The sequence below is a fragment of the Pseudoalteromonas sp. QJM3NY_22 genome (assembly GCF_056173065.1).
Window position 1 is genome coordinate 1,339,491 of record NZ_CM149655.1, and the last position, 12,891, is coordinate 1,352,381.

Genomic DNA, 12,891 nt, shown 5'->3' on the forward strand with positions numbered 1-12,891 from the left:
CATGAAACAAAAAGGGTTTACACTTATAGAAGTCATGATCTCTCTTTTTATTGGTGGTCTTGTACTTGGTGGTGTCATGTTTACCTACATCGGCATGAAAGTAACAACTCGAGACACTATGACAATAGGCGAGCTGCAAGAGTCAGGTCGCTTAGCTATAAATATAATGCAACGAGATATTGAGCAAATTGGGTTTTGGGGAACATTTTATGATGATTCATTTACATCAGCGAACACGACTACATTAGCAACACCTAATGCAGCAAATGATTGCCATGAAGGGTTAAATAACGGCAGTTTCCCAGATCTCTCCAGTACCACTAACTTTCGCACTATTTATGCCAAAACAGCGGGAGCCGTAAAAGAGCTTAATTGCGTAACTAATCCAATAGGTGGAACGGATATCCTGCAGCTTAAGTTTTTACAGGGTGATCCAATTACAGTTAAAGCGGGCAGTAATGAAACACAAAATAAAGAAAATTACTTTATAGCAGAGCAAGAGCGTGCACAATTTGTGCGAAATATTGTTGATCCCGCGACGCTAAATATTAATGCGACGGTGTGGCCGTATAGTCACCATGTTTATTATATTTCTAATCAAACCTATACGGTAAATAATAATAAGTTAACGGTTCCTGCATTAATGCGTAAACGTTTGGTTGACGATGCTATGAAAACCGAAACAATAATGGAAGGGGTCGAAAATATGCGTTTTGTTTTTGGCTTAGACACAACAAATGATAGTCGAATAGATATGTATAAGAGCATTGATAATATGGTTCCAGCCGATTGGGAAAATCGCAAAGGAATTTTAACTGTGCAAGTATTTTTATTGATACGGGCCCTACAACCTGATGCGGACCTTAGCATTAAAAATCAAACATACACGTTAGGCGAAGATGCAGATAATAGAGAATTACAATTTACAGATAATTTTAGGCGAACTGTTTTTACAACGACTATTCGATTAAATAACGTTGGGGAAAATTTATGGCGCATTTAATGAAATCACAAATTAAGCAACAAGGTGTTGTACTGATTACCGCTTTGATAATGGTAATTGCTGTCACGGGTATTGCGGTAACATTAATGAGCAGTAGCAGTATTGATATTAAAATTACGAATGCAGCACAAGAGCGAGAAGTAGCTGAAAATGAATTGATAGGCGAAGTACTTCGCGTGATTGCTGAGGAAGCAAATAAAGGTGCGGCTAATCAGTTCTTCTTGTCACCCGAGGAAGTCACTAAAATAGCTGACAAAAGCACCGACGGAATGCTTATTGCTGAACATAATGGTATGCCAAGTAAAATGATTAACTTAAATAAAGGCGCACTTAATCTGGAATGTCCGAGGTGCTATAGCTGCACAAAAGGGGTTGCTTGCAATATGATGCAAGTATCAACAACAATAGAGTATGGCTCTAAAAGCAAGCATCAGTTAACCATTGTTACCGGTATTGCTCAACAAATGGCTAGTACAGGCAAAGGAATTTAAAATGAGATTTAAATTAAATAAATTATTTGCTGCATCTTTAGGATTAACACTGAGTGTACCGGCTATCGCTGAGGATATAGAGCTTTACGTGAATCATAATATTAACGTGGATGAAAAACCACGTGTGCTACTTATATTTGATACATCAGGAAGTATGGCATTTTCATCAAGTTCGGGTAATGATTGTGGTTACAGTAATAATCTAAGGCGCTATATATTATGCTCGGATAGTCGCCTAGGTGCGGCACAATATGCGATGAATAAAGTTATAGAAGATAACGATAATATTGACTTCGGTTTAATGCGTTTTAAAGAGACCGATGGCGGTTATATTATAAATGGCTTGGGGAAAGACCCCTCTGTGGTTAAATCGTCAATCGCAAATTTACCAGCGGATGGTGGAACACCTCTAACAGAGACACTCTGGGAAGCCTATTTATATATTACAGGGCAAGGTGTGAGCTATGGTTTGGGAGCAAGCGAAGTTGAAAGAGATACCAGTGTTGAAGATATTGTAACGACTCAGATTGAAAAAGAGCATTGTTATTGGACTGGTTGGGGACGATATCGCAGAAAGGTTTGTTATAACTATTATGATACACAAACTACTTATACGTATGTTTCGCCATTTAATGACAGCGTAGAGGAAGCGAAGCGTTGTGATAACTCAGTAAATATTATTTATATGACTGATGGTGATCCGTTAGGGGATAATGATAGTGATAGCGTTATTAGTGATGAGCATAAAAAGTACTTTGGGCAAAGCCTAAATTGGAGTACTGATAGTTACTACAGTAGCTATTTACATCAATTGGCTAAAATTATTCATGGTACGAGTAATGTAAAAGTAGACTTGTATCCAGCGACTCCTGATATTCACGAGACAGGCCGTCTATACACAATAGGTTTTGGCTCTGGAATGAGTGCTAAGGGGCAAGAGCTTTTAGTTAAAGCTGCGTCATTAGGTGGTGGCGAAAACTTTCCAGCCAGTACCCCAGATGAATTATCTAAGTCACTAAATAAAGCAATTTCTAAAATTCGAGAAGTAAATGATAGCTTTTCATCGCCATCTGTAGCGAGTAATAACGTCGATCAAACTCGTAGTCGAAATGCTATTTATTTTGCTATGTTCTATCCTGAAATAGGTACTAGGTGGAAAGGAAATTTAAAAAAATTAAAAGTTTCTGGTAGCCGTATTATTGATTCAACAAATAAAGCGGCGCTTGATTCGGATGGTTTGATTGATGATGATGCAAAAACCTATTGGTTACCAAAGGATCAGTCAGCTGATGGAAGTTTGGTTGCCGAGGGTGGTGTAAATTATCACTTAAGCTCACTCACTGGCAGTGATGCTTTAAAAAGGCGGAATCTTTATACAAATAAGCAAGGAAGTATTGTTGAATTTAACACCACGATTGTAAGCGAGATACTTGATTCATTAGATGACAATCCGATTACTTTAAGTAGCTCTGATATTAAATGGTCTATGGGCATTGATGTTGATGATGAAAACGGTGATGGCGATAGAACAGATCAAAGAGGTAATATTTTTGGTGACCCCCTGCATTCTAAACCGATAGCGATAGATTATGGCAATGATGATATTCGTATTCTAATAGGCACTAATGCTGGATTTCTGCATATGTTCAAAGATGATGATGTTAATAATGAAGTGAGCGAAAGTTGGGCATTTATACCTTCTGATCTATATGACATTATTAAACCTCTTCGCAATAATGAAACCGGTAAACTGTATGGTATGGATGGGCCGATTAGTGTTTATTTTAATAATAAAAACCTAAATGATAATGGCTTAAATGATGGTGTTATTGATGCAAGTCAAGGTGATCAAGTCTGGGCTGTAGCAGGTATGCGACGTGGTGGTAAAAACTATTATGCACTTGATATTTCAGACCCTAGTGAGCCAAAAAAATTGTGGGCACAGCCGATCGAAGGTGGTAAAGGCGATTTTAAAGAATTAGCTCAAACGTGGTCAAAGCCACAGATTGCTTACATAAAAGCATTTGGTGATAAGCCGTTACTTGTGTTTGGTGCAGGGTATGATACGAATAAGGATGCGGCTATTCGAAGTAAAGATAATATAGGTAGAGGTATTTATATTGTTGAAGCTGAAACAGGAAAAAGAGTATGGGCGCTCACCCCTGATATTAATGGATTTGAGGGCGAACACAGTATTGCTGCTAATGTTTCTTTACTTGATTCTGATTACGATGGATACATTGACAGAATTTACGCATCTGATACTGGAGGAGATATATGGCGTATTGATATGCCAGGAGACGATGTAAATAAATTTAGTCACTTTAAGTTTGCTGAATTGGGGAGTAGTCAAGCAACAGAAGATAGACGTTTTTTTTATAACCCATTAATAGTAAGAACGATGTTTAGCAAAGTTTCTGAAGTGACTGTAAATGGTAAAAAAGTTATAACTCGGCTAGATACACCCTTTGATGCTGTTGTATTAGGGAGCGGTAATCGTTCGAAACCGAATGATACCAATGAAAAAGATCAATTGTTAATGATTCGAGATGAAAATACGGTAACACGAACGTTTACAACAAATACACCAGATGCGATTAAACTAGCTGATTTAATGCCGATGAATTTAGACCCTTTCGGTAATGCATTAAATGATGTTGATAAATTTGTCAACTTAGAAGTAGATTTAGCTGGATTCAAGGGCTGGCACTATGAATTAGGCACAGGTGAAAAGTCGTTAGCTGCAGCTGCCGTTGTAGGTGGTGTTGCTTATTTTTCATCATTTAAGCCAGCTTCAGATACGTCAACTGAAAACCAATGCTCGCTTAGTGGGGGAGGAGGTTCTTTATATGCATTCCATTTACACTACGGGACGAAAGTGTATGACGAATTAAAATTTTCCACGAGTTATGATGTACCCGATACAGCACAGCTTTATTTTGGCGAAGGAGAATCTTGTGTGGATGCAAATAACAATGGTAAATGTGATGCAGAGCCTATTCTGGATGAAAATGACCCCACACCACCAGATATCATTGATACAGACATAGATGTTAAAATGGAAAGTCAGTTCTATTTAATTGGCCCAGGCATCAAAGGCGAAAATGCTGAAAATCCAATGAAACCAGTCGAGATTGTAGGGCCTGGGTTAAATGTTGTTGATGGTAAGATTAAGTTAGTTAATGATGTTCAACCTATCGGCTTTGGCTTCAAAACGCAGCAAACTTATATTTATAAGCGTGAAGAAAATGACGAAATCAAAAATTAAGGAAAAATAGATGAGCAATAAACAAGGTGGATTTACGTTAATTGAGCTAATGATAGCTGTTGCTATCGTTGGTATATTAGCTTCAATAGCATTACCTAATTACACTGAGTATGTTAAGCGCACTTCGCGTGCTGAAGCCGCTGCGGCATTATTGGATGCGGCAAATAAAGAAGAGCAGTTTTTTGTTGATAATAGGGAATACACAGAATCGTTTGATAACCTTGGTATTAATAATAAAACAGAAAGTAAACATTTTGAACTCAGTATCGAAGTGAAACAAACGAATACGTTTACCATTAAAGCAAAGCCCATAGGTGGCGCAGTAAAAGGTGATGGTGATTGTACTGAACTATCTATTACTGATATTGGCTTAAAGGGTGCAAAAGGTACTAAAGGAGCTACTGACGTTGACTATTGTTGGGGTCGGTAATTATTAGTTAACCTGAACTTTGGATAATAAATCTATCTCAAGCAGCTATTTTCAGTACTGACTGCGTTGAATTTACTTGCAATAGGTCAGCTATTGCAAGTAAATTAGCCTTGTTTTCACTGAAAATCTCTGGCTAGAGAAAATAAATTTAAACATCACTATGATTAAATACGTTAGTAAACCTCTTAACCAGAGTTCAGGTTAGTTACTTTTTTGACATATATCGGTTGATTTAATTCGTATTCGACCCGTTTGACTTACTGACAAGGCAAGCCCTTCAAGATTTGCCTTGTCGCTATTTGGACAATAGATAAAAGTGCCATTTTGAAAGCCATTTAGTGAACCGTCAGGCCTAAAAGTTATTGCATCACGAGGGTATTTTAAGCTATCTGCATCATGAGTATGTTCAAATGTACTCAAAAGTAGTTCATCGTTATTTAGTGTAGTGGATTTATCATTATCGATAAATAAAGAGATTCGACCGTCCCAATCATCTTTCACACATTCCTTTTCTTTTAACGTACATAGCGTAACGTAGGTGCTATTTTCGATTGCATACAGCCGTGCGTAGTTAATATTACGATGTAATAGGTTAACTTGATTGTCGGCACGATTTAAGGCTAAAAAATCTGAAAAGAACCATATTGAAAGCTGACTGATGATAGCAATGATTGATAAAGCCACCATTAACTCTATGAGAATTATCCCTAATATTTTGTTTGAACGTGTTTTAAACCTCATCCCTGAAGCCTTAAATCAATCTAAATGATTAATTTAGTCTAGTAAATAATCAGAATATGACAAATTTAATTAGTGTGTTTTTTAATCACATTTTTCTGTGGTATCTCCTAGATAAAAGGCTATTCCTGATTGGGAAACTCTGAGCGCTTTATTGTTTTCAGTACCGTTATTGGGGCAAAAGATAAAGTCGCCTGGATTAGTCGTGATACGACCGCTGGTATTAAAGCGCAGCATTTTTTCATTTCCAGTGTATTTTAATTTATCTGTAGAACTAATTTTTTCCATTGCTCTAAAAATAGTGTCTGTTTTTCTATTAAATTTACCATTGTTATTTTTATCAACAAATAATGCTATTACCGAATCGCCTTGCCATGTATTTTGACAATTAAAGAATTTATTTTCGCTTATCTTATTTAATGGTCCAGGGCATAGCACCATTATTTCATCAGTACTTGCTGCTTGAGAACGTGCATAGCTAATATTTCTTTTCAACTCTAACAAAAAATTTTCAGCCCTATTTTCTTCAAGCATGTCGCTACTGTTCCAAAAGGCAATAGAGGCAATAATACCCACAATAGCAACAGTGACCATTAATTCTAAAAGGGTGAATCCGTTTTGTTTATTGTTCATATTAATCTCATTACTGCGAGTTGTTTAAGTATAGCTATTTTTATTTGGTAAATTATACCATGGTTGATTGTTTTATCACCGTCATTCAATTGCTTTGTTTGCTATGAACTCTATGATTGTCTAAAATCGAAGCATCTGAAGCTTTAAAAAAGTAGTTAACATGAAAAAAATAGAAGCAATTATTAAGCCTTTTAAACTCGATGATGTACGTGAAGCATTGTCTGAAATAGGTATCAATGGAATGACCGTAAGTGAAGTTAAAGGTTTTGGTCGTCAAAAAGGGCACACTGAGCTGTATCGTGGTGCGGAGTATATGGTTGATTTTTTGCCAAAAGTAAAATTAGACATCGTACTTGGTGATGATGATGTTGAACGTGCTATAGAAGTTATCGTTAAAACAGCGCAAACAGGAAAAATAGGTGACGGTAAAATATTTGTCACTGATGTTGAGCGTGTCGTACGGATCCGAACAGCAGAAGAAGATGAAGACGCGATTTAACGTTTAAATTAATACAGGATCTGTTTATACCAACCTGCATAAATCTTTGATCAATTTAACGAATTAAATTGCACTATAACGTCGTTAAAAATTTTTTATTTACGACTGCATGTATGCAGGAGGTAGAGCAATGCAGGGAGCAATTGCCGAGAACAACTAGGTACAAAAATTTTTGCCTTGTTCTAGCGTAATTTTCTTAACGTTAAATAGACCCCATATATAAGCAGATTGGTATTACCTTTCAGGCTTAAAATTTGTTCTATTTAGGGGGGGTAATCACGGCGCGAGGTTTGTAACTTAGTGGGCTTGGTAACTGCCCCTGTTTGATGCTATTGGCTTACATCCGTGAGAAAACAAGTCAAAATTGAGCAAAGATCCCGTGTCCTGCACACACCCCTAATAAAAAACCCCAGCTAATTACTTAGCAGGGGTTTGTGTATAAGAGGCAGCTTACAAGCGCTTTTTCTATTTGGTTCTATTATTCAGTTTTCGCGTTTGCTTTGCATGTTTGCTAAGTTCAGTTAACCCTAGTTTGTCGTAACTTTTTTCCATCATTTCAAGAGCAGGGTCTAAATAGCTGCTTTGTGAATAATGCTCAACAACAAATTTACCACGATTAGCTGCTGCTAAATAAGCTTCACGTTCGTAATAGTAAGTCGCTACTTTTAATTCGTAACGTGCCATGCGGTTTAACAGCCACACCAAACGACGTTTAGCTTCTGGTGCATAATCACTATCTGGAAAACGTTTAACCAATGTTGATAAATCGGTAAATGCAACACGTGTTCGGTTTGCATCACGGTCAGCTCTATCTACACCAAAGTATTCTTGAAATGCATTTTTGTCTGCTTTGATGTTTACCAAACCACGCATGTAATACATGTAATCTAAATCTTTATGATTTGGGTTGAGGCGTATAAAGCGATCGACTGTTGCTAATGCTTGCTCTGTATTACCCGATTGATAATGCGCATACACTAAATCCATTTGTACTTGCTTAGAAAACGGGCCAAATGGATAACGAGAATCTATTGCACTTAGAAGTTCAATTGCACGTGCATATAAACCAGAATCTAGTGTTTCTTTTGCATCTTCATACAAAGCTTGTGCTGATCTGTTTGGTACACGTTGAATATCTTCTTGGTCAGGCGCAGACGAACAAGCGCCTAAACTAAGTACAGAAACTGAAAAAACAATGGCAAATGCACGTTTCCCTATTTTATTTATCATTTTATTTGTTACCTTCGATGTCTTCGGCTAGGCCAAGTCGGTAAAACCGAGTAAACTATACGTATTATATTATGCTTTTATTAAAAGCGATTCTAACCCAGTCGAGCAAAGCTTGCACTGGTAAATTGGGTAAAGTTACTAATGACAGAGCAAATTTCTCTTCAAGCCGAGGTTCCGACCGACTTAGGTGGTAAACGTCTAGACCAAGTATTAGCGCAATTGTTCCCTGATTATTCACGTTCACGTATAAAAACATGGATTTTGGATGATAAAATTACTGTTGATGGCGAAATATTAAACACACCACGTACTAAGTTATTAGGTGGTGAGCTTCTTAATGTTGAAACAACTATTGAAGCACCGCGAGAATACCTTGCACAAAACATCGATTTGAACATAGTTTATGAAGACAATCATATTTTGGTAATTAATAAACCAATGGGGCTTGTGGTTCACCCTGGGGCAGGTAATCCTGATGGCACAGTATTAAATGCGCTATTACATCACTACCCGGAAATTATCAATGTTCCGCGAGCTGGTATTGTGCACAGATTAGATAAGGATACGACAGGATTAATGGTTGTAGCTAAAACCATCCCTGCACAAACGCATTTAGTGACAGCATTGCAAAAACGTGAAAACTTCACCCGTGAATATGAAGCACTTTGTAATGGAACCATGACCGCTGGTGGCATGATTGAAAAGCCTATTGGTCGCCATGCGATACAGCGTACACACATGGCTGTTCATGAAATGGGCAAACCTGCTATTACGCATTACCGTGTGGCTGAAAAGTTTCGCGCACATACTCGCTTACGTTTGCGCTTAGAAACCGGTCGTACACACCAAATTCGTGTTCATATGGCTTACTTAAATCACCCATTAATAGGTGATCAGTCTTATGGCGGCCGTCCGCGTCCACCAAAAGGTGCAACTCCTGAGTTATTTGAGCTACTTCGTAGTTTTAGACGCCAAGCTCTCCACGCGGTTAAATTAAGCATTGCTCATCCTATTACGGGTGAAATGATGACATGGCAAGCGCCTATACCTGATGATATGGTTGCTATGACGCTAGCACTACGCGAAGACACCAAAGCTAATCCTGATATAGATAGATAGTGAATTTATTATCAGCGACATGGCAAAACCTTCATAATGTAGGTACGTTAAGTACTACATGTGAAGGTGGTGTTTCTCAAGTCCCATTTAAAAGTTTAAACCTTGGACTTCATGTTGGTGATAATAAAGAGTACGTATTAAAAAATCGCGCATTGTTAAATACGCATATTCCAAAACCAGCGGTATGGCTAAATCAAGTTCACAGTAACAATGTTGTTATTGTTGATGAGCATTTTGACTTCACTGAGTTACATAATGCTGATGCTCTTTATACACAACTAATTGATCAACCACTTGCTATTATGACCGCTGATTGCCTTCCCATATTATTAAGTAGTAATGATGGCAATGAAGTTGCGGCCATTCACGGAGGGTGGCGAGGGTTAGAGCAGGGTATAATTAAAAGTACTCTTGATTGTTTTGATGCAAAGCATGAGGATATCAATGCATGGTTAGGTCCTGCTATTGGTCCAAATAAATTCGAAGTTGGCTCAGACGTTTTTGAGCTATTTCAAGCACAGTCATCTCTTTTTGTTGAAGCGTTTAAACTACAAACTAACCACAAATACCTTGCCGATATTTATAATATTGCTCGTATATTACTAAATCAATCAGGTATAAAAAAAATTACAGGGGGAGAGTACTGCACTGTTTCTCGCAAAGACCTGTTTTTTTCTTATCGTCGTGATGGCCAAACTGGACGCATGGCAAGTTTGATCTGGCGCAAGTAATTTATCATTGTTGTGATTATATTTTCTGCTACACCTTGAACAAACGCCTAAACATACCCATTAATTAAGCAATTAGATTATTTGATAGGTAAACCCTTATGCGTTTAGATCGATTTACAAGTAAATTTCAATCTGCGCTTTCTGATGCGCAATCGCTGGCACTTGGCCGCGATCATCAATTTATTGAACCTGTACACTTAATGTACTCATTGCTTCAGCAAAGCGGATCAAGTGTTCGAGCGCTATTTGCCCAAATAGGCATAAGTGCAGACGAACTCAATACCAAGCTCTCCCAAGAAATAGAAAAGCTATTTAAAGTAGAAGGGGTCGGCGGTGATGTTCAACTGTCCAATAATATGGTGTCGCTTATCAACTTATGCGATAAATATGCGCAAAAGCGTAAAGATAAATACATCTCTAGTGAATTATTTGTACTTGTTGCATGTGATGATAAAGGCCCGCTTGGGACTATTTTTAAAGCGTTAAATATAACCGCCAGCAAAGTTGAGAGTGCGATTAAGGCGATTCGTGGAGGTCAAAAAGTTGATGATCCAAATGCAGAAGAAACACGCCAAGCATTAGAAAAGTTCACCATTGATTTAACTGAACGCGCTGAGCAGGGTAAGCTTGACCCTGTTATAGGCCGTGATGATGAGATTCGCCGTACGATTCAGGTTCTGCAGCGCAGGACTAAAAACAATCCTGTACTAATAGGTGAGCCTGGCGTTGGTAAAACAGCAATCGCTGAGGGCTTAGCGCAGCGTATTATTAATGGTGAAGTACCAGAAGGATTAAAAAATAAACGCGTACTATCACTTGATTTAGGCGCGTTAGTTGCGGGTGCTAAATACCGTGGCGAATTTGAAGAACGTTTAAAATCAGTATTAAATGAACTGGCTAAAGAAGAAGGCCAAGTCATTTTATTTATTGATGAAATACACACCATTGTGGGTGCGGGCAAAAGTGACGGCGCAATGGATGCGGGCAATATGCTAAAACCAGCATTAGCGCGCGGTGAATTACATTGTGTTGGCGCAACCACGCTTGATGAATACCGTAAATACATAGAGAAAGACGCAGCGCTTGAACGTCGCTTCCAAAAAGTACTCATTGAAGAGCCTTCAGTCGAGGATACCATTGCTATATTACGCGGCTTGAAAGAGCGATATGAGTTACATCATTCAGTAGAAATTACAGATCCCGCTATTGTTGCTGCGGCGCAGTTATCTCACCGCTATATTAGTGATCGCCAGCTACCGGATAAAGCGATTGACTTGATTGATGAAGCGGGTTCTTCAATTCGTTTGCAAATTGATTCAAAACCAGAGTCATTGGATAAACTCGAACGTCGTATTATCCAACTAAAGTTAGAAGATAATGCACTAGCGAAAGAAAAAGACGAAGCAAGCCAAAAACGCCGAGCTGAAATGCAAGAGTTGATCACCGACCTTGATGGGCAATATCGTGAGCTAGACGAGATATGGAATGCTGAAAAAGCATCACTTCAAGGCACGCAAGTAATTAAAGCTGAGCTTGAACAAGCAAGATTAGATTTAGATGTAGCGCGAAGAGCGAGTGATTTACAGCGTATGTCAGAGCTGCAATACGGGCGAATTCCAGAGCTTGAACGAAAGCTTGATTTAGCCTCACAAGCCGAAATGCAAGAAATGACTCTGCTTAAAAACCAAGTGGGAGAGGATGAAATAGCAGAAATACTCTCTCGCTGGACCGGTATACCGGTATCGAGAATGCTACAAGGTGAGCGTGAAAAGCTACTGCAAATGGAAGAAAAACTTCACGGCAAAGTAATTGGGCAAGATGAGGCTGTTGTTGCTGTTTCTAACGCAATACGACGCTCACGTGCCGGACTTGCTGATCCTAACCGTCCGATTGGCTCATTTTTATTTTTAGGCCCAACGGGGGTTGGTAAAACAGAGCTAACTAAAGCACTGGCTGGTTTTATGTTTGATACCGAAGATGCCATGGTGCGTATCGACATGTCTGAGTTTATGGAAAAACATTCAGTTGCGCGTTTAGTTGGAGCACCTCCTGGTTATGTGGGTTATGAAGAAGGGGGGTACTTAACTGAAGCAGTGCGTCGTAAACCTTATTCGGTAATACTGCTTGATGAAATCGAAAAAGCACACCCTGATGTATTTAATATCTTACTGCAAGTATTAGATGATGGTCGTCTAACCGACGGACAAGGTAGAACCGTTGATTTTAAAAATACCGTTATTATTATGACTTCAAACCTAGGCTCAGATATTATTCAAGAGCAGGCTGGAAATAATGATTACACAACACTTAAAGCTAAAGTGATGGATGTATTAATAAATGAATTTAGACCTGAATTTATAAACCGTATAGACGAGACGGTGGTATTTCATCCATTAGCTAACGAACATATCAAAGAGATTGCTGATATTCAGTTAATGAAATTACGTGAGCGTTTAACTGAAATGGGTTACTTACTGGAAATAACGGACACTGCGCTTGAACGCATTGCAGCAAGTGGTTTTGATCCCGTTTATGGCGCGCGTCCACTTAAACGTGCGATTCAACAAACCATTGAAAATCCACTCGCGCAAAAGTTACTCAGTGGTGATTATCTACCTAGCAGTGTTATCATTATTGATGCAACCGATGAAGGCCTAGTATTTACAAACCGCTAATCAATAGAAATTAAATATATAAAGCCGCTACCTAAAGTGACACCCAATAGTTGGACATTCCAATTATTGTGGGC

11 protein-coding genes are annotated in these 12,891 nt (G+C 38.4%); 8 read left to right on the plus strand and 3 right to left on the minus strand.

Annotation, left to right across the window (positions count from 1 at the left end):
• Nucleotide 1 precedes the first annotated feature (1 nt).
• From AC0VZ4_RS05895 to AC0VZ4_RS05910, 4 genes are read left to right on the plus strand one after another with little or no spacing between them, the layout of a single operon-like run.
• Nucleotides 2-1,003 (plus strand): PilW family protein, encoded by a 1,002-nt coding sequence (locus AC0VZ4_RS05895; protein ID WP_475441184.1) that lies wholly within the window; start codon nucleotides 2-4, stop codon nucleotides 1,001-1,003.
• The gene (locus AC0VZ4_RS05900; protein WP_337150892.1) at nucleotides 991-1,494 is read left to right on the plus strand and encodes a pilus assembly protein PilX; all 504 of its coding nucleotides are present in this window, start codon (nucleotides 991-993) and stop codon (nucleotides 1,492-1,494) included. The genes AC0VZ4_RS05895 and AC0VZ4_RS05900 overlap by 13 nt, the downstream gene beginning before the upstream one ends.
• A gap of 1 nt (nucleotide 1,495) precedes the next feature.
• The gene (locus tag AC0VZ4_RS05905; RefSeq protein ID WP_475441185.1) at nucleotides 1,496-4,762 is read left to right on the plus strand and encodes a pilus assembly protein; all 3,267 of its coding nucleotides are present in this window, start codon (nucleotides 1,496-1,498) and stop codon (nucleotides 4,760-4,762) included.
• A 10-nt stretch (nucleotides 4,763-4,772) separates the two neighbouring features.
• Nucleotides 4,773-5,192 carry a type IV pilin protein gene (locus AC0VZ4_RS05910; RefSeq protein WP_007378371.1) on the plus strand — a complete coding sequence of 140 codons (420 nt, stop codon included), beginning with the start codon at nucleotides 4,773-4,775 and terminating at the stop codon, nucleotides 5,190-5,192.
• Between the two features lie 201 nt (nucleotides 5,193-5,393).
• Here AC0VZ4_RS05910 and AC0VZ4_RS05915 read toward each other — a convergent pair whose 3' ends face one another.
• Together AC0VZ4_RS05915 and AC0VZ4_RS05920 are read right to left on the minus strand one after the other, a co-directional pair.
• Nucleotides 5,394-5,933 carry a GspH/FimT family pseudopilin gene (locus tag AC0VZ4_RS05915; protein ID WP_007378370.1) on the minus strand — a complete coding sequence of 180 codons (540 nt, stop codon included), beginning with the start codon at nucleotides 5,931-5,933 and terminating at the stop codon, nucleotides 5,394-5,396.
• A gap of 81 nt (nucleotides 5,934-6,014) precedes the next feature.
• Complete coding sequence (locus tag AC0VZ4_RS05920) at nucleotides 6,015-6,563, minus strand: GspH/FimT family pseudopilin (protein WP_475441186.1); 549 nt, start codon at nucleotides 6,561-6,563, stop codon at nucleotides 6,015-6,017.
• Between the two features lie 160 nt (nucleotides 6,564-6,723).
• Here AC0VZ4_RS05920 and AC0VZ4_RS05925 point away from each other — a divergent pair, with 160 nt between their 5' ends.
• Nucleotides 6,724-7,062, plus strand: coding sequence for a P-II family nitrogen regulator (locus tag AC0VZ4_RS05925; protein ID WP_096793484.1), 339 nt, complete (start codon nucleotides 6,724-6,726; stop codon nucleotides 7,060-7,062).
• A 465-nt stretch (nucleotides 7,063-7,527) separates the two neighbouring features.
• Here AC0VZ4_RS05925 and AC0VZ4_RS05930 read toward each other — a convergent pair whose 3' ends face one another.
• Nucleotides 7,528-8,292 (minus strand): outer membrane protein assembly factor BamD, encoded by a 765-nt coding sequence (locus tag AC0VZ4_RS05930; RefSeq protein WP_007378367.1) that lies wholly within the window; start codon nucleotides 8,290-8,292, stop codon nucleotides 7,528-7,530.
• A 141-nt stretch (nucleotides 8,293-8,433) separates the two neighbouring features.
• Here AC0VZ4_RS05930 and rluD point away from each other — a divergent pair, with 141 nt between their 5' ends.
• The 3 genes from rluD (at nucleotide 8,434) to clpB (ending at nucleotide 12,817) form a co-directional block, all read left to right on the plus strand.
• Nucleotides 8,434-9,411, plus strand: a complete 978-nt coding sequence (gene rluD, locus AC0VZ4_RS05935) for a 23S rRNA pseudouridine(1911/1915/1917) synthase RluD (RefSeq protein WP_475441187.1) — start codon at nucleotides 8,434-8,436, stop codon at nucleotides 9,409-9,411.
• Nucleotides 9,411-10,142 carry a peptidoglycan editing factor PgeF gene (pgeF, locus tag AC0VZ4_RS05940; protein ID WP_475441188.1) on the plus strand — a complete coding sequence of 244 codons (732 nt, stop codon included), beginning with the start codon at nucleotides 9,411-9,413 and terminating at the stop codon, nucleotides 10,140-10,142. The genes rluD and pgeF overlap by 1 nt, the downstream gene beginning before the upstream one ends.
• Nucleotides 10,143-10,240: 98 nt before the next feature.
• Nucleotides 10,241-12,817: an ATP-dependent chaperone ClpB gene (gene clpB / locus AC0VZ4_RS05945; protein WP_475441189.1), complete on the plus strand. Its 2,577-nt coding sequence runs from the start codon at nucleotides 10,241-10,243 to the stop codon at nucleotides 12,815-12,817.
• The last annotated feature ends 74 nt before the right edge of the window (nucleotides 12,818-12,891 follow it).